The organism is Campylobacter concisus (assembly GCF_001891085.1).
In the GTDB taxonomy this organism is placed as follows: Bacteria; Campylobacterota; Campylobacteria; order Campylobacterales; family Campylobacteraceae; genus Campylobacter_A; species Campylobacter_A concisus_O.
This window is the reverse complement of sequence record NZ_JXUP01000003.1, coordinates 159,987-181,303: the sequence shown is the minus strand read 5'-3', so window position 1 is coordinate 181,303 and position 21,317 is coordinate 159,987. Positions and strand designations below refer to the sequence as shown.

At 40.1% G+C, this 21,317-nt stretch carries 23 protein-coding genes and 1 pseudogene; 23 read left to right on the top strand and 1 reads right to left on the bottom strand.

Annotated elements, in window-relative coordinates; genetic code table 11:
* The first annotated feature begins 27 nt into the window (after positions 1-27).
* The 9 genes from nikR (at position 28) to hypA (ending at position 6,434) form a co-directional block, all read left to right on the top strand.
* Positions 28-441: a nickel-responsive transcriptional regulator NikR gene (gene nikR / locus TH67_RS02880; RefSeq protein ID WP_021091291.1), complete on the top strand. Its 414-nt coding sequence runs from the start codon at positions 28-30 to the stop codon at positions 439-441.
* Between the two features lie 16 nt (positions 442-457).
* Complete coding sequence (locus tag TH67_RS02875) at positions 458-826, top strand: Na+/H+ antiporter NhaA (RefSeq protein ID WP_072594274.1); 369 nt, start codon at positions 458-460, stop codon at positions 824-826.
* A 96-nt stretch (positions 827-922) separates the two neighbouring features.
* Positions 923-2,182: a DUF2157 domain-containing protein gene (locus TH67_RS02870; RefSeq protein WP_072594273.1), complete on the top strand. Its 1,260-nt coding sequence runs from the start codon at positions 923-925 to the stop codon at positions 2,180-2,182.
* Positions 2,179-2,784 (top strand): GDYXXLXY domain-containing protein, encoded by a 606-nt coding sequence (locus tag TH67_RS02865; RefSeq protein ID WP_072594272.1) that lies wholly within the window; start codon positions 2,179-2,181, stop codon positions 2,782-2,784. The genes TH67_RS02870 and TH67_RS02865 overlap by 4 nt, the downstream gene beginning before the upstream one ends.
* 168 nt (positions 2,785-2,952) lie before the next feature.
* Complete coding sequence (hypB, locus tag TH67_RS02860; RefSeq protein ID WP_072594271.1) at positions 2,953-3,765, top strand: hydrogenase nickel incorporation protein HypB; 813 nt, start codon at positions 2,953-2,955, stop codon at positions 3,763-3,765.
* The gene (locus tag TH67_RS02855) at positions 3,765-4,004 is read left to right on the top strand and encodes a HypC/HybG/HupF family hydrogenase formation chaperone (protein ID WP_072594270.1); all 240 of its coding nucleotides are present in this window, start codon (positions 3,765-3,767) and stop codon (positions 4,002-4,004) included. The genes hypB and TH67_RS02855 overlap by 1 nt, the downstream gene beginning before the upstream one ends.
* The gene (hypD, locus tag TH67_RS02850) at positions 4,004-5,092 is read left to right on the top strand and encodes a hydrogenase formation protein HypD (protein WP_072594269.1); all 1,089 of its coding nucleotides are present in this window, start codon (positions 4,004-4,006) and stop codon (positions 5,090-5,092) included. The genes TH67_RS02855 and hypD overlap by 1 nt, the downstream gene beginning before the upstream one ends.
* Before the next feature lie 8 nt (positions 5,093-5,100).
* Positions 5,101-6,093, top strand: a complete 993-nt coding sequence (gene hypE / locus TH67_RS02845) for a hydrogenase expression/formation protein HypE (RefSeq protein ID WP_072594268.1) — start codon at positions 5,101-5,103, stop codon at positions 6,091-6,093.
* Positions 6,093-6,434 carry a hydrogenase maturation nickel metallochaperone HypA gene (gene hypA, locus TH67_RS02840; RefSeq protein WP_072594267.1) on the top strand — a complete coding sequence of 114 codons (342 nt, stop codon included), beginning with the start codon at positions 6,093-6,095 and terminating at the stop codon, positions 6,432-6,434. Before hypE ends, hypA begins: the two co-directional genes overlap by 1 nt.
* Positions 6,435-6,654: 220 nt before the next feature.
* Here hypA and TH67_RS02835 read toward each other — a convergent pair whose 3' ends face one another.
* A complete protein-coding gene (locus TH67_RS02835) occupies positions 6,655-9,120 on the bottom strand; it encodes a YhdP family protein (protein WP_081370902.1) in 2,466 nt (821 codons plus the stop codon).
* A gap of 73 nt (positions 9,121-9,193) precedes the next feature.
* Here TH67_RS02835 and mltG point away from each other — a divergent pair, with 73 nt between their 5' ends.
* From mltG to TH67_RS02780, 14 genes and pseudogenes are all read left to right on the top strand, one after another.
* On the top strand, positions 9,194-10,138 hold the full coding sequence (gene mltG / locus TH67_RS02830) for an endolytic transglycosylase MltG (RefSeq protein ID WP_072594266.1): 945 nt from the start codon (positions 9,194-9,196) through the stop codon (positions 10,136-10,138).
* Between the two features lie 83 nt (positions 10,139-10,221).
* The gene (locus tag TH67_RS02825; RefSeq protein ID WP_072594265.1) at positions 10,222-12,396 is read left to right on the top strand and encodes an NADP-dependent isocitrate dehydrogenase; all 2,175 of its coding nucleotides are present in this window, start codon (positions 10,222-10,224) and stop codon (positions 12,394-12,396) included.
* Positions 12,397-12,400: 4 nt separating this feature from the next.
* Positions 12,401-13,294, top strand: coding sequence for a malate dehydrogenase (locus TH67_RS02820; protein ID WP_072594264.1), 894 nt, complete (start codon positions 12,401-12,403; stop codon positions 13,292-13,294).
* 8 nt (positions 13,295-13,302) lie between these two features.
* Entirely contained in the window at positions 13,303-13,614 is a 312-nt protein-coding gene (locus TH67_RS02815; RefSeq protein WP_072594263.1) for a 4Fe-4S dicluster domain-containing protein, read from the top strand.
* The gene (locus tag TH67_RS02810; protein WP_072594262.1) at positions 13,611-14,741 is read left to right on the top strand and encodes a 2-oxoglutarate synthase subunit alpha; all 1,131 of its coding nucleotides are present in this window, start codon (positions 13,611-13,613) and stop codon (positions 14,739-14,741) included. Before TH67_RS02815 ends, TH67_RS02810 begins: the two co-directional genes overlap by 4 nt.
* Positions 14,731-15,576 (top strand): 2-oxoglutarate ferredoxin oxidoreductase subunit beta, encoded by an 846-nt coding sequence (locus tag TH67_RS02805; protein ID WP_072594261.1) that lies wholly within the window; start codon positions 14,731-14,733, stop codon positions 15,574-15,576. Before TH67_RS02810 ends, TH67_RS02805 begins: the two co-directional genes overlap by 11 nt.
* Positions 15,573-16,124: a 2-oxoacid:acceptor oxidoreductase family protein gene (locus tag TH67_RS02800; protein WP_021085834.1), complete on the top strand. Its 552-nt coding sequence runs from the start codon at positions 15,573-15,575 to the stop codon at positions 16,122-16,124. Before TH67_RS02805 ends, TH67_RS02800 begins: the two co-directional genes overlap by 4 nt.
* Positions 16,125-16,425: 301 nt before the next feature.
* On the top strand, positions 16,426-16,782 hold the full coding sequence (locus tag TH67_RS10310) for a hypothetical protein (protein ID WP_180371718.1): 357 nt from the start codon (positions 16,426-16,428) through the stop codon (positions 16,780-16,782).
* Entirely contained in the window at positions 16,742-17,563 is an 822-nt protein-coding gene (locus TH67_RS10305; protein ID WP_180371717.1) for a hypothetical protein, read from the top strand. Before TH67_RS10310 ends, TH67_RS10305 begins: the two co-directional genes overlap by 41 nt.
* A gap of 151 nt (positions 17,564-17,714) precedes the next feature.
* Complete coding sequence (locus TH67_RS10300) at positions 17,715-18,215, top strand: TonB-dependent receptor domain-containing protein (protein ID WP_180371716.1); 501 nt, start codon at positions 17,715-17,717, stop codon at positions 18,213-18,215.
* Positions 18,216-18,268: 53 nt separating this feature from the next.
* Positions 18,269-18,604 (top strand): TonB-dependent receptor domain-containing protein, encoded by a 336-nt coding sequence (locus TH67_RS10295; RefSeq protein ID WP_257638023.1) that lies wholly within the window; start codon positions 18,269-18,271, stop codon positions 18,602-18,604.
* Positions 18,605-18,695: 91 nt separating this feature from the next.
* Complete coding sequence (locus tag TH67_RS02790) at positions 18,696-19,535, top strand: class I SAM-dependent methyltransferase (RefSeq protein ID WP_072594260.1); 840 nt, start codon at positions 18,696-18,698, stop codon at positions 19,533-19,535.
* Positions 19,536-19,553: 18 nt separating this feature from the next.
* Positions 19,554-20,537: pseudogene (locus TH67_RS02785) on the top strand (FecCD family ABC transporter permease).
* The gene (locus tag TH67_RS02780) at positions 20,534-21,310 is read left to right on the top strand and encodes an ABC transporter ATP-binding protein (protein WP_072594259.1); all 777 of its coding nucleotides are present in this window, start codon (positions 20,534-20,536) and stop codon (positions 21,308-21,310) included. The pseudogene TH67_RS02785 and the gene TH67_RS02780 overlap by 4 nt, the downstream one beginning before the upstream one ends.
* The last annotated feature ends 7 nt before the right edge of the window (positions 21,311-21,317 follow it).

The following is a 21,317-nucleotide window of genomic DNA, read 5'->3' as shown; positions in this document are numbered from 1 at the left end:
GGTAATCAAACGAGAAAGGAGCAGAAAATGGATAGTGTTATACGTTTTAGTGTTTCTTTACCTAGTCAGTTACTTGACGAACTAGATAAAAAGGTTAGCGAACAAGGCTACGCTTCTAGGAGCGAATTTACGAGGGATTTGATACGCGAAAAGATCGTAAGTGATAGCTGGAAGGACGCTAGTGAGGAGTTGATCGGGGTTTTGACGCTCATTTATATGCATCATCACAACGATTTGGTGAATAAAAAGATGGATATAGAGCATAGCTCTGATGTGAAAATCATCTGTACAAACCATGTTCATGTCGATCACCATAACTGCTTAGAAACGATTTCAATAAGAGGCGAGGCGGGCAAAATTGAACGCTTTGCTGAAAGGATCGCCGGCTTAAAGGGCGTAAAATTTTCTAAACTCACAAGGGCAGCTATTCCTAGGTTTTAGTTTTTTAAGGGTCTTTATGGGTTTTAGGAATTTTTGGGATTTTTTTATAGGTGAAGCTAGCGGTGGTATTTTTTTTATCGCTGCTGCTTTAGTGGCATTTATCTTTGAAAATGTTTTTTTAAGCAGTTTTTATAACTCATTTTTACAAATCGATACAAGGCTAAATTTTGGCAGATCGCCGATACAAAAGCCCCTTATCCTTTTGGTAAATGATAGTTTGATGGCCGTTTTTTTCTTTTTACTTGGGTTTAGACTTAAGCGAGAAATTTTTAAAGCAAAGCTTAGGAATCTGGCCCAAGCTACCTTGCTAAAAATTTTTATTATCGGTGGCATTTTAGCTTCTGTATTTTTTTATATTTTAAATCACAATTATATTTTTTGTTGAAAGACTAAGGGCAGTGTCAATGGATATAGATACGGCATTTAAGACACTGGTTAGAAATTTGGTGTTTTGTATATCTTATAAAAGAAAGTGTGAATAATGAACTTTTTAAATAGAATTTTTCTAACAAAAGAGCTAGATCGGTGGCAAAGTGACGGCATAATCGATAAAGAGACTGCTATAAAAATAGCAAATTTATATGACATCGACCCTGATGCTCATAGCGACAAGATAAGTTTTGTCCTAAAGCTCGTAGCATATCTCTTTTTTGCGCTAGCCTTTTTCACGCTCGTTGGTGCAAATTGGGAAGAGATACCAAGACTAGGACGTTTAGCACTTGTGTTGTTTGTACTTGGGCTTGTAAATTTTGGTGGAATTTACTATCTTGCAAAGGGAAAGGAAAATCTATCAACGGCGATGTTTTTTCTTGGAAATTTCTGCTTTGGTGCGGCGATTGCTCTTATTGCTCAAATTTATAACATTAGCGATGAGCCAAGCGGCGGTATCTTGCTTTGGAGTATCGGAGCGTTTGCGGTTTCTTTTGCTAGCAAAAAGGGTGTGTTGGTAGCCCAAAGTCTTATCTTTGCGACAGTTTGGTTTTTTATGATAGCTTATCAGGGCGACTTTGGCTTTGGCTTTATCATTTTTATAGCACTTGGCGCATATGCGCTTTACAAAGACGACTCAAAATGGCTTGCTTTTGTGCTTTTTATAGATATTTTTATATACATCATTTCATTTTGCGGCTACATTAGTGGTCTTAGAGCGATATTTGATTATGGATTTTTGTTTGGGCTTCCGATGGTTGCGATCGTATCGCTATCTTATTCACTTTTACTTATTAGTATTTCGCCGCTACTAGATAAATTTAGAGTAGGGCTTGGCGCATTTACAAAAGAATTTGGTAAAAATTTTGGCGTTTTTGTGTTGTTATTTTGTCTGCTTTTATTTGAAGAAAGGAATTTATTTGAGGTTGGAGATGAAGAGCTTTGGTTTGTGAAGTCGTTTTTTAAAAGCAATTTTGGCTTTGTCTTTATCTTATTTAGTGTTGCTTATTTTGCACTATTTTTTAAAGAAAAAAACAAGAGTGGTTTGCTGCTTGGGGCACTGCTCGTGTCGTTGCCATTTGTCTTTAGCTACGGGCCTGGCTATGCAAATATATTTTTCTCGCTCGCAAATATCATAACAGCTGCGGTTCTTATCAAAAAGGGTGAGTTAAAACTTGGTCTTTGTATGATATTTTTGGTTGCAGCCGTGAGGTATTTCCAACTCATAGGTGATTATATTGGTGCTACGGCACTGTTTATGGTGTTTGCTTTCATAGTGCTAGTTGTGGCTAGAAAAGGACGTAAAAAATGAAGATAAAAGTATTAATAGTGGCTGTAATTTTTCAAATTTCACTTATTGGCATTATGCTTGGCTACGCGCTTATGCCGCTTTATTTTGGGCAAGAGGTAAGAGTGAGGGTAAATCTTTACGATCCAAGAGATCTTTTTCGCGGAAATTATGTTGATTTAAACTATGAATTTTCAAATTTTCATTCAAGAAATTTTGACGAAAATGATAAAGATGACCGCTATATCGACCAATACGATGAGAGAGTAAGAGATGGGGCTAGAGTTTATGCTGTTTTAAAACCAGATGTTAATGGCACTTACAGCTTTGCAAAATTTAGTATAAGCAAGCCAGAGAATGGAGTCTTTTTAGCTGGTAGATACGATGGCTACTCGCTCGTAAAATACGGCATAGAGCACTTTTATATGTCACCTGATAGTGCAGCTAATACCGAAGATGAAATGAGAGAAGAGGATGTTCATGCGTATGCGATTTTGATGGTGATGGATAATGGCAAAGCTAGACTAAAGGATCTAATAATCCAAAAGAATGCCCAAAAAAATAGTAAAAAACTACTTGGTGATGAAAATTTTGATAAGTTGGATGAGATTAGGCAAAAAGAGTAAAGTAAATTTAGTCAAAATACTTGAAAATTTCATTTATATTTTTAAATTTAAATGAAAATTTAAATAAATTAATTAATTTTGATCTATTTGCAAAAACTCCTAAATTTTAATTTTATTTTTAAATTTAAGAGTTAAAATCTCCATAAATTAATAAAAAAGGATGAAAAAATGTGTAAAGATTGCGGTTGTTCAATGGGTAATCACGCCCACACTCACACTCATGCTGATGGCACCACTCACTCGCACCCACACACTCATGATGGACATACAGATCACGCTCATGACGCACATGAGCATAGCCATGAGGCTCACGCACACCCTGTGCTAAACGAGAGTAAAACCATAGACGTGATAGAGAAAATTCTCTCCGAAAACGACAAAGAGGCCGCTCACAACAGAGTCCATCTTGATGAGAAAAAGATACTTTGCGTAAATTTAATGAGTAGCCCAGGTGCTGGTAAGACGACGCTTTTAGAGGCTACGATAAAGGCTGGTAAATTTAAAATAGGCGTTGTTGAGGGCGATTTGGAGACAAATCAAGATGCCGACCGCATAGTAAAAGCTGGTGCAAAGGCTCATCAGATAAGCACAGGTCAGACCTGTCACTTGGACGCATTTATGGTGCATGAAGGGCTTCATCACCTGCCACTAAACGAGCTTGATCTAGTCTTTATAGAAAATGTTGGAAATTTAGTCTGTCCTGCAAGCTATGACGTTGGCTCACACTTTAACGCTGTGCTTCTTTCAGTACCAGAGGGCGATGATAAGGTGAGCAAATATCCAGTGATGTTTAGGGCTGCTGATGTGCTTCTTATCACAAAAGCTTCGCTTGCACCGCACTTTGACTTTGATATCGAGCGAGTGAAAAACGACGCTAGAAAGCTAAATCCAAAGGTCGATATCTTTGTGATAGATAGCAAAACAGGCGAAGGCGTCAATAAATGGATAAACTATTTGGAATTTAAAAAAGAGCTAAGATAATGTGTCTTTCAATACCTTCAAAAGTAATAGAAATAGATGAAAATAACGTTGCCACCGTTGAGACTCTGGGCGTTACTAGAAAAGTAAGCCTAGACCTTATATCTGAAGAGGTAAAGGTTGGCGAATACGTGCTAATCCACGTTGGATACGCCATGCAAAAGATCGATACGCAGTTTGCGCTTGAGAGCTTGGATGTCTATCAAAAGATCGCTGATGATATGAACGCGGGGAAAATTTGATGGATCTTATCAATGACTTTCGCGATAAAAATTTAATCCTAGCCCTTTCAAAGCTCATCCAAAAAGAGAGCACAAAGCCCCTAAATATCATGGAAATTTGTGGCGGCCATACGCACAGCATTATGAAGTTTGCACTGCCAAGCTTAGTTGGAGAGCATATAAATTTCATCCACGGCCCAGGCTGTCCAGTCTGCGTGATGCCAAAGAGCCGCATAGATGAGGCCTGTAAGCTAGCTAGCATGGATAATGTGATCTTTTGCACGCTAGCTGACATGCTAAGAGTGCCTGGCTCAAAGACAAGCTTGCAAAAGCTTCGCGGAGAAGGGCACGACATAAGAGCACTTTACACGCCACTTGATGCGCTAAATATAGCTAAGCAAAATCCAGACAAAAAGGTCATATTTTTTGCGATCGGTTTTGAGACGACGACTCCGATGAGTGCAAATTTGGTTGAAAAAGTGCTTCAGCAGGGCATTAAAAATTTATACTTTCATATAAATCACGTAACCGTCCCAGCACCAGTTAGAGCCATAATGAGCGATGAAAACGTGAGGATAGATGCATTTTTAGGCCCAAGCCACGTAAGCGTCATCACTGGCAGTAAAATTTATAAAGAGTTAGCAGATGAGTTTAAAAGACCGATAGCCATTAGTGGTTTTGAGCCGCTTGATATCATGGCAAGTGTGCTAAATTTAGTCCGTCAGCAAAATGCAGGCACTTATGAAGTCTATAACGAGTACGCAAGGGCTGTCAAAGAAGAGGGCAACCTCAAGGCAAAAGAGCTCATCGCTAAGTACTTTGAGCCGTGCGACTTTGTCTGGAGAGGCCTTGGCGAGATAGCGCAAAGCGGCATGAAACTAAAAAATGAGTTTGCCTATCTTGACGCTAGAGCGCAGTTTGACTGCAACGTAGAGAGCGCTGGAGAGAGCAAGGCTTGCATTTGTGGGCAAATTTTAAGAGGGCTAGCAAAGCCAACAGAGTGCAAAGTCTTTGGCAAGGTTTGTAATCCACAAAATCCGATAGGATCGTGCATGGTCTCAAGCGAGGGCGCTTGTGCGGCATATTTTAAATACGCAAGAGTTGGTTAAGGAATTTAATGAAAAAGATAATGCTAAGCCACGGCGGCGGCGGCGAGGAGATGAACTCGCTTATAAACGAGACAATATTTAAAATTTTTGATAATGAAATTTTAAGACAGAGCAACGACTCGGCGATATTAAATTTAAACGGCAAGATCGCATTTAGCTCTGATAGCTTTGTGGTAACTCCCATTTTTTTTAATGGTGGCGACATCGGCAAGATCGCAGCTTGCGGTACGATAAACGACCTAGCAATGGTTGGTGCAAGCGCTAAATACCTAAGCTGCTCGCTCATCATCGAAGAGGGGCTTAGTGTAGAGGAGCTTGAAAAGGTGCTTGGCTCGCTTGCAAAAACTTGCAAAGATAGCGGCGTGAGCGTAGTTTGTGGCGATACGAAGGTCGTGCCAAAGGGCAAATGCGATAAAATTTTCATAAACACAGCAGGTATCGGTGAGATAGTTTGCGAAGGCGTGGAGCTTAAAAATTTAAAAGCAGGGGCAAAAATTTTAATCTCTGGAGATGTTGGCAGACACGGCGGCGTGGTGCTAGCAGCAAGAGAGGAATTTGAGCTTGGGCTTGATCTAAAAAGTGACTGCAAGAGCCTAAAAGAGGTTGCTTTAAAGCTATTTAGCGCTGGCATAAAGCCGCAAACTATGCGTGATGCAACTAGAGGCGGACTAAGTGCAGTACTAAATGAATGGGCTAAATTTGCTAAATTTGACATCTTAGTTTTTGAAGAAAATATCAAGGTCGCAGACGAAGTGATGGGCGTTTGTGAGCTATTTGGATTTGAGCCTTATGAACTTGCAAATGAGGGCACTTTTGTGATGGCGGTTGATGAGAGCCAGGCTGAGGACGCGCTTGGGATTTTGCGAGAATTTGACAAAAACGCGATGATAATAGGCGAAGTAACGGAGGCTAAAAACGAGCGTGTCATCATCGAAAATGCCTATAAATCAAGAAGATTTCTCGAGCCGCCAAAGGGCGAACTACTACCAAGGATTTGCTAATGCACGAGCTTAGTATCGTTCAAAATTTAGTCAGCCTTTGTGAGAAAAATGCCGCCAAAGAAAACGCCAAAGAGATAAGCAAGATCGAGATAAAGGTTGGCCGTTTAAGCGGAGTGGAGCCTCATTATTTAGAAAGCGCTTTTGATGTTTATAAGACCGGCACGATCTGCGAAAATGCCGAGCTTGTGATAAATTTACAAGGCATTGTTATTGAGTGTTTGGATTGCGGATTTGGCGGGGAGCTTAGCGAAAATGACTTTACCTGTCCAAAGTGTAAAAGTCAAAATTTAAAGGTGACTGACGGCGAGGATATGTATCTGATGCGCCTTGGGATGAAGTAAATTTTATATATTTTTATATGTAAAATTTTATGTTTTTATCAAAATATTTCAATGGTTATAGTATCAAAAAATAGCTACCAAAACCTTGATCTTTAGCTTTCGATATCTTTACGCATTTTGCGAGCCTAGGATAATATATATAATCAAAAATGAGTGCCCACTCTTGGCTTTAGAAGCAGTCAATAATTTTTATATAATTTCTGTGCGTTGCAGACTTAAACTACTCAAATATCAAAAACGGAGCCTGAATCACGTTTCTTATGATCTTCAGTGGTGAGAGCAGGGCATCTTGCAAGATCTGCGTCGAGTATTCTGGCTTTTCAGTCGTGCCGCGTATGGCGATGACGGTTGAGAGCGAGCGGTCCTTGCCAAGGATTATTTGATTTACCAGTGGAATTTTATCAATGATACTGCTAGCGTCTTTTAGTAGCTTTAGCTCAAGGTCGATATTTATCTTTTTACTCTTTAGATCGATCGTGCCACGTCCGCCGATATCAGCACTTGTGCCTATCATCTCAATCGCTAAAAACTCGATCATATCACCATTTCTAGTGAGTAAAATTTTACCATTTTTAACAGTAAAGCCTTTGTCATTAAAGTCAGGCGTTTTAAAGCTAAGAAGCGATGGAACGGAGTTTAAAAAGCTAAGTAGCCTTTGATAAAAGATATAATCCTTTAAAAAAGTATCAAAAAATCTCACCTCAGCTTTGAAATTCTTTGAGTTTTCTCCAAGTAGTTTCAGGCGAAATTTACCACCCTCAAAACTCTTGATGCCAAAAAGGTCGTTGATAAATTCTCCGCTTATATCGGTTGCGTCTAAATTTATACTCTTTTCATCGTTAAAATAGCCAACTCTTCCTTGCTGCGCCAGCCCATTTAGCGAGGTGCTTTTGCCCTTTTTCTCGGCACTAAAGCTAGCAAATGGCAAGGTCTTGTTTAGATCCCTTAAAATGATATCGCCATTTTTTGCTAAAAGCTCAAGCGGAGTGCTTTGCTCGCTGGTTTTGTTATCATCAAGCACTAGCAAATTTAGGTCTTTAGTTTTTACGTTTATGGCTTTTTCTTTTATGTCTAGGCTTAGCTTTTTACTTGCGCTATCTACCTTTACACCAGCTTTTGAGACTAAAATTTTAAGATCGTCATTTTCATACTTTGAGCCATTTTTATCTAAAAACGGCAAGTCAAAGTTTACTCCTTTGGCAAAAATTTCAAGATCAGTAAAATCCTTACTTTTTATACTAAGTTCATCAAAACCAAGCACGCCGTTTTGCTTTAAAACAGGTGAGCTCTCTATGAAAAATTTACTATTTTTTGTTGCTATTTTACTTTCACTGCCAAAGCTCATATCAAGCCCAAATGGCTCTATCTTAAGCAAAGTTTCATCAGCCTTGCTAAAGTCCAAAAATGCGTTAAATGGCTCATTTTTAAAGGCTAAAATTTCATCATTTTTCTCTTTTAGATCAAAGCTTTCTATTGTGCCTTTTATCTCGCCAGTGCTTTTTTGCAAATCTATATTTGCTTTGGCATTTGCCTTAAAAAAGTCAAGCCCAAAGCCAGTAGCATCGATATTCAAATTTGTTGTATCTATGAGCTTTACAAGGGCGCTTTTAGCGTTAAATTTACTCCCAGCTATTTCTAGGACTGCATCGCTGATTTTAAACTCACCATTTGCGATAACGCTTTTTTCATCAAAATTTTCTAGGCTTTTTTCATCAAGTTTGATTAAAATTTTTAAGCCAGCATCCATTTTCCCGCTTAGCTGTTTTACTGGTACGATGATATTATAGGCTCTTAAAATGTCATTTATTGCCTCATCATAGATCGATTTTGTCTTTATAAACAGCTCTAAGTTTGCACTTTTTTCATCAAATATATTATTTATCGTAACATTTGAGCCATCAAGCTTTTTGCCTTTGTAAATGGGCGCTGTAAGATCAAATTTAAGCTTTGAGTTTTTAAGCGTAATATTTGCCTCAGCGACATTTACTGCCGGCAGGCCTTTTTCAAATTTAACGAGTAAATTTTTAGCATTTGCGGTGGCTTTTAGATCATTTAGATAAAAGTCATTTTTAGCTAGATTTGCCTTGCCGTTTATCTCGTTTAGATGGTAGTCGTTTGCTACGATATAGCCATATATCCAGCTTTTTACCTCGCTGTTTAGCTCTATACGTTTATCAAGTTCATCAATGAAGTCCTTAATGCTACCAGCATTTACGTCGTAAGCTTTATAGGTTAAAAATGTATCTTTTAGAGCAAAACTAAGCTTGCCATTTAGCTCATGAGATGTGAAATTTCCATCAAATTTATAGTCATTTTTATCAAAACTTGCACTCCCTTCGCCACTAATGCTGACGTTAAAATCCTTAAAGCTTAAATTTCTAACGCTAAAAAGATCTATTCCGTCTTGCTGTTCGTTTTGGAATTTTATATCCACGTTTAAATAAGGGCTATCAACAAAAAATATATCATCTAAAAATAGAATTTTTAGTTTAAAATCATCTCCTATTTGCACATTTTCAAGTGAAATTTCTTGAAAAATCGTATCTATAAAATCTACGCTTTTACTAAGGTTTAAAAGGCGCTCGTCGCTGCTTTTTTGCTTGCTCTCTTTCTTAAAATTTGGAAGCCTTATCTGCTTTGCTCTTGCAATTATTTTTTTATCTAATTTTATATATAATTGCTCCAATTTTACGCCGTAAAACTCGAAATCGTTAATTTTTATGCCGTATTTTAAAAGTAAGATAAATGAAAGAATCAAGATGATAAAAAATTTTATGAAAAAGCCATATTTAGACATTTTTTTTGATATTGTAGCCATCATTTTCCTAAGTATTTTTGTCTATTTGGCACGCCCTATAAACACAAGCAAGGTCGTTTTTATACCAAAGGGAAGTGTGGGCGAGATTATATCTTATTTAGCTAATCGCAACTTTAACTTAAGCGTGATAGACAAATACGCCATACTTTTTATCGGCTCTCCACAATCTGGCTGGATAGAGATCGGCCAAGACAAAATTTCAAGGGTTGATTTTTTAAAAAAACTTGCAAAATCAAAAGCGGCTTTAACCGAGATAACGCTAATACCAGGCGAAACGACTATCGTTTTTTTAAACCAGATCGCCGCCCAGCTAGGACTTGATCCAGTTAAGCTAAATAGTGAATATAACGCCCTTGCTCCAGTTGGTGATGGCTTTTTGATGCCAAATACATATAAAATTCCAATAGGTATCAGCGAAAGGCACCTTGCTTTTTATCTTGTAAATTCATCAAGAAAGGCTCAAAGTGATATTAGCAATAAAATTTTTGGCGAATACAATGAGAAAAAATGGTTTAAAATTTTAACGATTGCTTCGATCATCCAAAAAGAAGCGGCAAATGATGCCGAGATGCCACTTGTCGCCTCAGTCATTTATAACCGCCTAAATAAAGGCATGAGGCTGCAGATGGATGGCACACTAAACTATGGAATTTATTCGCACGATGTGATCACGGCTGAGCGCATAAGAAGTGATATGAGCGAGTTTAATACCTATCTAAACGATGGTATCCCGCCAAGTCCGGTCTGCTCGGTCTCAATAAGTGCGATCAAAGCGGCGATAAATCCTGCAAAGAGCGATTATTTATATTTTGTGCTTGATAAAAAGGCGAAAAAACACATTTTTTCAAAAACCTTAAGCGAGCACAACCAAAATATAGGAAAATAGAGCTAGAATTTGCGGCAAATGCCTAAAATACAACGAGATTTAATAAAGAAAGTGATAAATTTTAAAAAACTAAAAGGGCTAAAATGAGTGACATTATCTGGACCAAAACTGACGAAGCACCGCTATTTGCAAGCTACTCTCTCTTTCCTATCGTAAAGAGTTTTTTATCACGTGCTGACATTAGCATAACAAGGGCCGATATTAGCCTGGCCGGGAGAATTTTATCTCTTTTTAGCAAAGAGCTTGGACTAAATAAGGCCGATGAGCTAGAGCTTTTGGGCGAGCTGACTGCGCACAAAGAGGCAAATATCATAAAACTGCCAAACATCTCAGCCACGCTTGTTCAGCTAAAAGCAGCGATAGAGGAGCTTAGAAGCAAGGGCATAAATGTGCCTTTTTATCCAGATGAAATTATCACAGACTACGACGAAGAGATCGCTAAAAAATACCAAAAAGTGCTTGGCAGCGCGGTAAATCCAGTGCTTAGGCAAGGAAACTCAGATAGAAGAGTCTTGCCACCGGTTAAAGAATTTGCCAAAAAGCATCCTCACAGCAACGGTGACTGGGATAAGGCAAATAAGACAAAAATTTGCTACATGCAAAAGGGCGACTTTTATGATAATGAGTGCTCAATTATCGCTAGTAAAGATGAGAAATTTTATATAAATTTTGTGAGCACGGATGGCAAAAAAGAGCTTTTAAAAGAGCTTGCCGTACAAAGTGGCGAAATAGTTGATGCTACATATTTAAGCGTAGATGAGCTTGATAAATTTTATGAAAACTGCTTTGAGGAGGCAAAAAAAGAGAATTTGACCTTGAGCTTGCACCTAAAGTGTACGATGATGAAGGTTAGCGATCCAGTCATCTTTGCGCATGCGATAAAAAGCTATTTTAAAGAGGTTTTTGAGCTATTTGGTGAGGAGTTTAAAGCTCACGGCGTGGAGGCAAAAAACGGACTAAAAGATATGTTTGCTAAAATTTTAACTCTTAAAAACAAAGATGAAATTTTGGCTAAATTTGATGAAATTTTGAGCAAAAAGGCAAAAATTTGGGTATTAAATGAAAATACCAGCAACTTTGACGTGCCAAATGACGTTATTATCGATGCCTCCGTGCCTGCGCTCATTAGAAACTCTGGCAAGGTAAAAGATAGAAGCGGCGAGCTAAATTTCTCGCTTTGTATGATCCCAGATAGGACCTACGCTAGGGTTTATGAGGCCTGCGTGGCGGACTTTAAAGAGCATGGTGCGCTTGATGTGAGCAGCATAGGCAGCGTAGCAAACGTGGGGCTAATGGCTAAAAAGGCTGAGGAATACGGCAGCCATGATAAGACTTTTATCGCAAAAGAGGATGGAGAATTTGTAGTTTTTGATGAGGCTGGCGAAAGTATCTTTAAATTTAGTGTTAAAAGTGGCGACATTTTTAGGATGACGCAGACAAAAGATGATGCGATAAATGCGTGGTTTGAGCTTGCTTTAAAAAGAGGCGAAATTTCAAAAGATGAGCTTATATTTTGGCTAGATAGTAGCCGTGCTCATGATAGAAATTTGATAGCTAAATTTGAAAGATTTAAAGAGAAATTTGCTAGCGCTGGTGTAAAATTTGAAATTTTAAACTACGAGCAAGCGACGATAAGGTCGCTTGAAGTAATAAGAGCTGGCAAAAACGTAATAAGTGTAACTGGTAATGTTTTAAGAGACTATCTAACAGATCTTTTCCCAATATTTGAGCTAGGCGGCAGCTCTAAAATGCTCTCAGTCGTGCCACTACTTGCTGGTGGGGCAATGTTTGAAACAGGCGCTGGCGGAACGGCTCCGACGCTCGTAAAAGAGCTAAAAGAGAAAAACCATCTACTTTGGGATAGTCTCGGTGAGTTTTTAGCACTTAGTGCTTCGCTCGAGCATTTAGCGTTTGCTAAGCAAAAAAAAGAGGCAAAAGAGCTAAGTGACGCGCTAAATAGAGCGGTTGCTAGCTATCTAGATGAAAACAAAACTCCAAATGCCACTCTTGATACCAGGGAGTCGCACTTTTATCTAGCGCTTTTTTGGGCAAGAGAGATGGCAAAAAGCGGCGAGATTTTAAGTAAAATTTTTGAAAATTTAGCAGACGAGCTAGAGAAAAATGAGAATGAGATTCTAAAAGAGTTAAGACAAAATGATGGTGCAAGCGTGGAATTTGGTGGATATTATTTGCCAGATGAAGTGAGGGCAAATGAGGTCATGAGACCAAGCAAAATTTTAAATCAAATAATAGGATGAGAAAATGAAAATAAGTATAGTTGGAGCAGGAAACGTCGGTGCAAGCATAGCTTATGTGCTTTGCATGAGAGAAGTTTGCGATGAGATCGCACTTGTAGATATATTTGGTGATGTGGCACGTGCAAAAGCAATCGATCTAGCGCAGTCAAGTTGCGTATTTAATGCTAAAACTATCGTTTGTGGTGGCGATGACTTTATGCTAATAGAGGGTAGTGATATAGTAGTGGTAACTGCTGGAAGTCCAAGGAAAGAGGGTCAAACAAGAGAGGACTTACTCCTTAAAAACGCCGTAGTCGTAAAACAAACGGCTCAAAATATCGCAAAATTTGCACCAAATGCGGTGATAATCGTCGTGACAAATCCGCTTGATGTGATGGTCTGGACGGCTCATAAATTTAGTGGTTTTAGTAAAAATAAAGTGATCGGCATGGCTGGTGAGCTTGATGGCGCAAGATGCAGATATGAGCTAGCACTTCTAAAAGATAAAGATGCAAAAGAGCTAAAGACAAAGATAATTGGCGCTCACAACGACGAGATGATCGTATCAGCTAGTAATATCAGCGAAAATTTAAACGAAAATGAGCTGGCAACTCTTAAAAAAGAGACAAGTACGGGTGGCGCAAAGATCGTTAAACTCCTTGGCACTTCAGCTTACTATGCACCAGCAGCTGCAGTTGTGAAGATGTGTGAAGCGATCATGGGCAAGAGTGATGAAATTTTAAGTGCTAGCGTGCTTCTTGATGATGAGCTAAGTTGCGGCAGGCTAGTAAGGCTTGGACGCGAGGGCTTAAAAGAAATTTTAGAGCTAAATATAAATGAAAGTGAGCAAGAGCAGCTAAGTAAAAGCGAAGCTGATATTAGAAAAAACATTAAATTTTTAAAAGAAAATTTGGATTAGGAATATAGATGATAGTAAAAGAAAACGTACCTGTTTGGGTCGATGAGAGCAGGTGTAAAGCCTGTGATGTCTGCGTGAGCTACTGCCCAGCAGGCGTGCTAGCGATGAGGCTTGAGCCAAAAGCAGTGCTTGGTAAGATGATAGAGGTCGTCTATGCTGACTCATGTATAGGATGCCGTGACTGCGAGCTTCATTGCCCTGATTTTGCCATTTATGTGGCTGATAAAGGCTTTAAATTTGCAAAGCTAACGCCTGAGAGCAAAGAGCGAGCTGCGGCCGTAAAGGCAAATAAATTTGCAAAGCTTGGAGAGAGCGCATGAGAGAGCTAGTATCAACTGGAAATGCCCTAGTAGCAAGGGCTGCGGTCGAGTGCGGCTGTAACTTCTTTGGCGGATATCCGATCACTCCAAGTAGTGAGATCGCCCACGAGCTAAGCGTGCTTTTGCCAAAACATGGCGGTACATTTATACAAATGGAAGATGAGATAGCTGGAATTTCAGTTTCTCTTGGTGCAAGTGCGAGTGGTGCTAAAGCGATGACTGCTAGCTCAGGTCCAGGAATTTCACTAAAGGCTGAGCAAATAGGCCTTGGCTTTATCGCTGAGATACCGCTTGTCATCGTAAACGTAATGCGCGGTGGCCCTTCAACTGGCTTGCCAACCCGCGTCGCACAAGGCGATATCTTGCAGGCTAAAAACCCAACTCATGGCGATGTAAATATGATAGTGCTAGCCCCTAGCAGCCTAGAGGAGTGCTATACGCAGACGGTTTGCGCATTTAATCTCGCAGCTAGATTTATGACGCCAGTTATGCTGCTACTTGATGAGACGATAGGTCACATGCAAGCAAGGGTGCGTTTGCCAGAAATCAGCGAGCTAGAAATTTATAAAAGAAGAGAATTTAGTGGCGAGCCAAAAGAGTATAAGCCTTACGAGGCAGCACCCGATGAGCCAGCTACGCTAAATCATTTCTTTAAAGGCTATCACTACCATATCACTGGGCTTCATCACGGAGCAACTGGCTTTCCAACAGAAGATGGAAAAATCGTTGAATACTCGATGAATAGGCTATTTAATAAGATAAATTTACACACTGATGAGTGCGAGAAATATGAAGAATTTATGCTAAATGATGCTGAAATTTGTATCATCGCTTTTGGTAGCGTGGCGCTTTCGGCTAAGCAAGCGATACTAAATTTACGTGAAAAAGGGCTAAAAGTAGGGCTATTTAAGCCACTCACGCTTTTCCCAGCTCCAGCTAAAAAGCTAAAAGAGATATCAAATAAATTTAAAAAAATTTTAGTCTGCGAGCTAAATTTAGGTCAATATAGTGGCGAAATTTCAAAGATCATCTTAAGAGATGACTTTGCAAAACTGCTAAAAGCAAACGGCAGACCGATAAGCCCAAGCGAGATCGAGGCGAAGATAGGAGAAATTTATGGCTTTTAATTATGATAAATATTTACGAACAGATAAAATGCCTACTCTTTGGTGCTGGGGCTGTGGCGACGGCGTCATACTAAAGGCGCTCATCCGTGCTATCGACACCATGGGCTGGGACATGAACGACGTTTGCGTGGTCTCAGGCATAGGCTGCTCTGGGCGCTTTAGCGGATATCTTGACTGCAACACCATCCACACAACTCACGGCAGAGCTGTAGCATATGCTACTGGCGTAAAGATGGCAAACCCAGACAAGCACGTCATAGTTGTAACTGGCGACGGCGACGGACTAGCGATCGGAGGCAACCACACGATACACGGATGTCGCCGAAATATCGGGCTAAATCACATCTTAATCAACAACTTCATCTACGCGCTAACCAACTCGCAAACCAGCCCAACCACGCCAAAAGGCATGTGGACGGTCACAGCGCAGTATGGTAACATCGATCCTAGCTTTGACGCCTGTAAGCTCGCAACCGCTGCAGGTGCTAGCTTTGTAGCGCGTGGCAGCGTCATCGAACCAGAGAAGCTTACAAAGCTCTTTGTAGAGGGCTTTAGTCACGATGGATACAGCTTTTTTGATGTATTTTCAAACTGCCACATAAATTTAGGCCGCAAGAACAAAATGGGCGAGGCGGTGAAAAATTTAGAGTGGATAAAGGGCCGCACGACGAGCAAGGTCAAATTTGACATGTTAAGTGATGAGGAGAAAAAGGGCATTTTCCCACTTGGTGTGCTTCATAAAGACGAAGAAAAGATAGAATACACCAAGGCTTACGATAGGGTAAGAAAGGCTGCTATGAGTGGTGAGAAGATAAATTTTGAGGAGCTAGCATGAAGTCACAATTAAGATTTGTCGGCGTTGGCGGACAGGGTGTCATACTAGCTGGCGAGATCCTCTCAGCTGCCAAGATAAAAGCAGGCGGTTACGGCGTCAAGGCATCTACCTACACATCTCAGGTGCGTGGCGGTCCAACGAAGGTCGATATCATACTTGATGAGAAAGAAATTTTATATCCTTACGCAAACGAGGGCGAGATAGACTTTATGCTTGCCACCGCGCAGATAAGCTACAACGCCTTTAAAAGTGGCGTGAAAGAGGGCGGCGCGATCGTTGTCGAGCCAAATTTGGTAAAAGTGAGCGATGAGGATAAAAAGCGCTGGAAAATTTATGAAATTCCTATCATCTCTATCGCAAAAGACGAGGTCGGAAATGTCATCACTCAAAGCGTCGTGGCCCTTGGTGTGGCTGTGGCGATGAGTGGGTGCATGGATGAAAATTTAGTGCGTGAAGAGATGCTAGCAAGCGTGCCAGCTAAGGTCAAAGAGGCAAACGCAAAAGCTTACGAGCTAGGTCTAAAATACGCAAAAGAGCTTTTAAAATAAATTTTGGCTAATTTTTAGCCAAAATTTCTACTATAAACAGAAAAATCAACCTTTATTACATTTTTATCAATTATTACTTTTCTTAAAATTTAAAGCATTACTTATCGATATAAAAGATTATATTTATAGTATTTATTTATCTTATCAAAGCTATGAAATTTTTAAAAATTGTTCTCATAATGCCTTATTTTAGTTTTCTTAAATAAAATATATTTTTAAATATTTAATAAATTAATAAATTATATTTAAGATTTGTTTTAGTAACATTTCAGATGTAAAATTTTGTAAAAAGGAGTAAAAGTTGAGTTACAAAATCTCAGTTGCAACATGTGCTGCACTTTTGATGTGCAGTGGTTTTTTAAGTCAAGTTTTTGCTGTGCAAACGACAAAGCTTGAGGGTGTCGAAGTAAATTCAGTCGGTGACAATATCAGCGAAAGTGGTATCAGCGAAGGTATACTAAACAAAGGCATTGCTAGTGGTCCTCTAGCAGGAAAAAGAGTGCTTGATATGCCTTATCAGGTAAATACAATGTCTATTGAAGCTATGAACAACCAAGGTGTAGCAGGTTTTGAAGACGCAGTAAAATACTTCCCTTCGGCGCAAATTCAAACCAGAGGTGGGTATAGAAGTCGGTCGTCCGCAAACGCGTGGCTTTGAGGGATCAGTCGTTGGCAATGTGCTTTGGGACGGTTTTTATGCGGTTTCTACGACAGCTATTCCGATGTATATGTTTGAAGGTCTGCAAATCCAAAACGGACTTGCTGGCTCACTTTATGGCGGACAAAATCCAGCAGGCTTTTTTAACTACACAAGAAAACGTCCGATACCTTTTTCAAATACGGTTTGGGCTGACTATACGAGCCGCTCAAATTTTGGTATAGGTTGGGATACTTCAAATAGATTTGAACATGTTGGATATCGTGGTGTGTTTTATAAAAGCGACGGTGCAAAACAAGCTAAAAAAAGCGACTACGAAAGAAATTTGGCTAGTCTTGGACTTGACTTTTATTTAACTGAAAACTTCACGATCGAGACAAATTTTAGCTACTACAGACACAAAATGCTAGGAAATCCTGGTGGCTTTTCTATGCCAGGTGATAACGGTGTCTTAAAATTTGATATTCCAAGTGCTACTAAAACTACTAAAGCTGGTTTAGAGCAAGAGTGGGCTGGAAATGATCTAAAAACAACGACTGCAAGCTCTAAATTTAAATACGCACCTACCGAGAATTGGTATTTCGAGGGCGGCTATCAGTGGCAAAAGGCCATCCGTGATATGTATGGCACAAGCAAAACTTTTACTAATCAAAACGGTGATTTTGACGTAAAAGCTGGTGGCGGTGGCGGTGCAGCTCAAAGATTTGACGTGCAAAGCTGGTTTGCAAAGGCTATAACCGAATTTGAAACATTTGGCATAGAACACAATCTTGGCGTGTAAACAAATGGATATATATATGGACTTTATATGGTGCTAGAAATCCTGCTTCAAGACCAGTTTCTTTAGGAAATTCTAACTTATATAGTCCGCGCGTCTTTGCACAGCCTAACACAAAAAAGCAAGCGGAGCTTATAAAAGTAGCGATACTATTATGAAAAATATAACTATCGCTGACGACATCAAAATAAACGACTATTTTAGCGTCATTTTAAGTGCGGCTAGAAGCAACTTCGAAAGTAAAAACAAGCAAACGGGTGTAAAAAGCTACGACAAAAGCGGCAATAGCTATGCAGGAAGCCTCATCTACCGCCCAGTTGAGAACGTCAGCTTGTATTTCACATATGCAGATAGCTTACAAACCGGATCTGCTTATACATATACCGACGTAAGAAACCCGCGATACGGCGAGACGATCGTTCTAAAACCTTATAGAAGTAAGCAATACGAAGTCGGTGCAAAGGCTAGGATAGACGAGCTTGACCTATCAGCAGCACTTTTTGAGATCAAACGCCCAATAGCCTATGTAGGCGATAATGGAGAATATGGCACTCAAGGCGAACAGGTAAATAGAGGCTTAGAGCTTACCACAGGCGGCAAGATCACGAATGACCTTAGCGTAATGGGCGGTATTACACTAATCCAACCTAACTAAAAAAGGCAAAACAAACCTACGCAGAGGGTAAAATCGTAATCGGTGAGCCGCGCGTGCAATCAAACCTACTCTTTGACTACCTTGTGCCAAATACAAATAAGCTAGCATTAAGTGCAAATTTTCACTATACTGGCAAACGCTATGCTGATCAACGTAACATAAATGCAGCTCCTGCTTACTTTACAACCGATCTTGGTATTCGCTATACAACAAAAGAGTGGTTAGGCAAGCAAACAACTTTAAGATTTAACGTAAATAACGTTTTTGACAAAAAATACTGGGTTGGAATGTACCCATCAAATATCGATGGAATCTCGACGGGAACTGGCGCGAGCATATTCTTAGGTCAATCAAGAACATTTATGCTATCAGCTGAAGTTAAATTCTAAAACCAAAACTTAAAGCCAAATTTATTTTGGCTTTAGGCTCTTTAAATTTGCCCTTTTTGTAGGGCAGATTTAAATAACCAAAGGGAGAAAGATGCAAGGGCTGGTTGATTATCAAGCGATTTTGGAGCGAGTGTTCTCGCCTACTTTGCAAAAAGTAAAGGGCAAAGAAGGTGGCGTAAATTGGGACGATGTCGCAAATATGTATAACGAGATGACCGGCATGGAGGCGGCTTCTACGCTAAATTTACTCTCAAATTTACCTATCACAAAAGATGATAGCGTGCTTGATGTGGGGTGTGGTCCAGCAAGGCTTAGCGTGCCACTTGCAAAGCTAGCAAAGAGCGTTAGTGCGCTAGATCCGTTTGCTAAAATGCTTGAATACGCTAAAAAAAACGCAAAAGAGGCTGGAGCGAAAAATATAAATTTCATCCAAAAAGACTGGAGCGATGAGGCGAGCATAAAGGGCTTGCCAAAGCATGACATCGTGCTAGCATCACGCTCGGTTGGGCTTTTTGATATAAAAAAGCTTTGTAAATTTGCTAAAAAATATGTCGTGATGACCTCGTTTTTGCCAGATCATCCAAGCCTAAAAGATATCTGGCAAGACTTCTTAAAAGGGACAAAAGATGAAAAAGAGGCAGGTCTTAGCGATAGGAGATTTGGCTACAACTTTATCTTTAACATCGTCTACGACATGGGGGCAAATCCAAATTTAAAGATAATCGACACCATTTATGAGATGGATTTTGCTAGCCTTGAAGAGGCGTTTTCTTATTTTAGATTTGTCGGTGAGATCGCGCCTGAAAAAGAAGAAATTTACAAAGAAAATGTAAAAAGCTACCTCACAAAGACCAAAAGCGGCTTTAAATTTAAAAGAGAGATGAAGAGCTATCTTATCTGGTGGGACGTGCGGGAGATGAAATTTGAGTAGCCAAAAGATCATTTTCGCATTATTTGCGCTTCTTTTGCTGGTGCTCTTTTTTCGCTAGGCATCGGACGCTACGAGATAAGCTACGCTCAAATTTTTGAGTTTATAAGATCAGCCATTTTAAACGAGCAACCAAGCGACGAGCAAGGCTACACGGTCTTTACGCTCATTCGCTTGCCAAGGGTGCTTTTTGCCATCCTTGTCGGTGCAGCGCTTGCTAGCTCTGGAGCTGTCTATCAAGGTCTTTTTAAAAATCCTCTAGTCTCGCCTGACATCCTTGGTGTCTCAAGTGGCGCAGCTGTGGGGGCTAGCGTGGCTATTATCTTAAATTTTAACTACATAGGCGTGTAGCTTAGCGCATTTGCTTGCGGTCTGTTTGCGGTTTTTGCTGTCGTTTTTATAAGCAGCGTCATCGCAAAGGGCAGACTAAATTTACTCGTGATGGTGCTAACTGGCATCGTCATCTCATCTCTTTTTGGGGCGCTTAGCTCGCTTATAAAATTTCTAGCTGACAGCGAAGATAAGCTACCAGAAGTCACTTTTTGGCTGATGGGAAGCCTTGCAAGAAGCGGCAAATATAAAAATTTAGCTCTGCTTTTTTGCGTAGTTATGATCTGTCTTGTGCCACTTTTCATGCTTCGGTATAAGCTAAACACGCTTAGCTTTGGCGAAGAAGAGGCTAGGGCAATGGGGCTAAATGTGAAATTTTACAACATCATAATCATCATCGCCTCGACACTTCTAACCGCTACTTGCGTCTCATTTTGCGGTATCGTGGGCTGGGTGGGGCTTGTTATCCCCCACATCATGCGCTTTGTCGTGGGAGCAAATTTCATCACGCTCTTTCCAGCTTCGCTGCTTGGCGGAGGGCTATTTTTACTGATAGTAGATACCACTTCACGCAGCCTAATGGCAAGTGAGATCCCGCTTGGCGTCATCACTTCGCTAGTTGGCGCGCCTCTTTTTGTCTATCTGCTCTATAAGAGTAAAAAGGGTTTTGCGTGAAATTTGAGATAAAAAATTTAAGCTGCGGCTACGATAAAAAGGTCGTTATAGAAAATTTCAATGCAAATTTACAAGATGGCGACATCTTTTGCCTGCTTGGTAGCAATGGCGTTGGCAAAACGACGACGTTTAAGACGATACTTGGCTTTTTAAAGCCACTTGGAGGCGAAATTTTAATAGACGGCAAAGATGCGCTAAAAATGAGCGAGAAAGAGCGAGCAAGCTTTATAAGCTACGTCCCGCAAGCTCACACTCCGCCATTTGCCTTTAGCGTTTTTGACGTGGTGATGATGAGTGCAAATGCCAGACTTGGTATATTTGAACGCCCTAGCAAAGAGGATGAAGAGATAGCGTTAGATGCACTAAAAACGCTAAATTTAGAGAGCTTTAAAGATAAAATTTACACCGATCTAAGTGGTGGCGAGCGGCAAATGGTGCTCATAGCTAGGGCATTAGCGCAGCGCTCAAAGGTTATGCTACTTGACGAGCCAACGGCAAATTTAGACTTTGGTAACCAAATGCGAGTTTTAAAAGAGATAAAAAAGCTCGCAAAGCAAGGCTACATCATCATCCTTACCTCTCATCAGCCAGAGCAGGTCTTTTATCTAAATGCAAAAGTTGCGATGCTTGGGCGTAATAAAAACTACATCTACGGCGAGGCTAGCGAGGTGATGAATGGCGAAAATTTAAAGAAAATTTACGGCGTAGATATACGAGTGGTGAAAAATATCATCGATGAGCGCGAGCATTACTCTTGCGTGATGGTGGATTGAAAGGAGA

Excerpts from the sequence above, each read along its gene's own strand:
- hypB (WP_072594271.1), top strand. The coding sequence starts at position 2,953 with ATGTGTAAAGATTGCGGTTGTTCAATGGGTAATCACGCCCACACTCAC.
- hypE (WP_072594268.1), top strand. The coding sequence starts at position 5,101 with ATGAAAAAGATAATGCTAAGCCACGGCGGCGGCGGCGAGGAGATGAAC.
- TH67_RS02790 (WP_072594260.1), top strand. The coding sequence starts at position 18,696 with ATGCAAGGGCTGGTTGATTATCAAGCGATTTTGGAGCGAGTGTTCTCG.
- TH67_RS02870 (WP_072594273.1), top strand. The coding sequence starts at position 923 with ATGAACTTTTTAAATAGAATTTTTCTAACAAAAGAGCTAGATCGGTGG.
- mltG (WP_072594266.1), top strand. The coding sequence starts at position 9,194 with ATGATAAAAAATTTTATGAAAAAGCCATATTTAGACATTTTTTTTGAT.
- TH67_RS02875 (WP_072594274.1), top strand. The coding sequence starts at position 458 with ATGGGTTTTAGGAATTTTTGGGATTTTTTTATAGGTGAAGCTAGCGGT.
- nikR (WP_021091291.1), top strand. The coding sequence starts at position 28 with ATGGATAGTGTTATACGTTTTAGTGTTTCTTTACCTAGTCAGTTACTT.
- TH67_RS02820 (WP_072594264.1), top strand. The coding sequence starts at position 12,401 with ATGAAAATAAGTATAGTTGGAGCAGGAAACGTCGGTGCAAGCATAGCT.
- TH67_RS10300 (WP_180371716.1), top strand. The coding sequence starts at position 17,715 with ATGAAAAATATAACTATCGCTGACGACATCAAAATAAACGACTATTTT.
- TH67_RS02865 (WP_072594272.1), top strand. The coding sequence starts at position 2,179 with ATGAAGATAAAAGTATTAATAGTGGCTGTAATTTTTCAAATTTCACTT.
- hypD (WP_072594269.1), top strand. The coding sequence starts at position 4,004 with ATGGATCTTATCAATGACTTTCGCGATAAAAATTTAATCCTAGCCCTT.
- TH67_RS02805 (WP_072594261.1), top strand. The coding sequence starts at position 14,731 with ATGGCTTTTAATTATGATAAATATTTACGAACAGATAAAATGCCTACT.
- hypA (WP_072594267.1), top strand. The coding sequence starts at position 6,093 with ATGCACGAGCTTAGTATCGTTCAAAATTTAGTCAGCCTTTGTGAGAAA.
- TH67_RS02825 (WP_072594265.1), top strand. The coding sequence starts at position 10,222 with ATGAGTGACATTATCTGGACCAAAACTGACGAAGCACCGCTATTTGCA.
- TH67_RS02810 (WP_072594262.1), top strand. The coding sequence starts at position 13,611 with ATGAGAGAGCTAGTATCAACTGGAAATGCCCTAGTAGCAAGGGCTGCG.
- TH67_RS02855 (WP_072594270.1), top strand. The coding sequence starts at position 3,765 with ATGTGTCTTTCAATACCTTCAAAAGTAATAGAAATAGATGAAAATAAC.
- TH67_RS02800 (WP_021085834.1), top strand. The coding sequence starts at position 15,573 with ATGAAGTCACAATTAAGATTTGTCGGCGTTGGCGGACAGGGTGTCATA.
- TH67_RS02815 (WP_072594263.1), top strand. The coding sequence starts at position 13,303 with ATGATAGTAAAAGAAAACGTACCTGTTTGGGTCGATGAGAGCAGGTGT.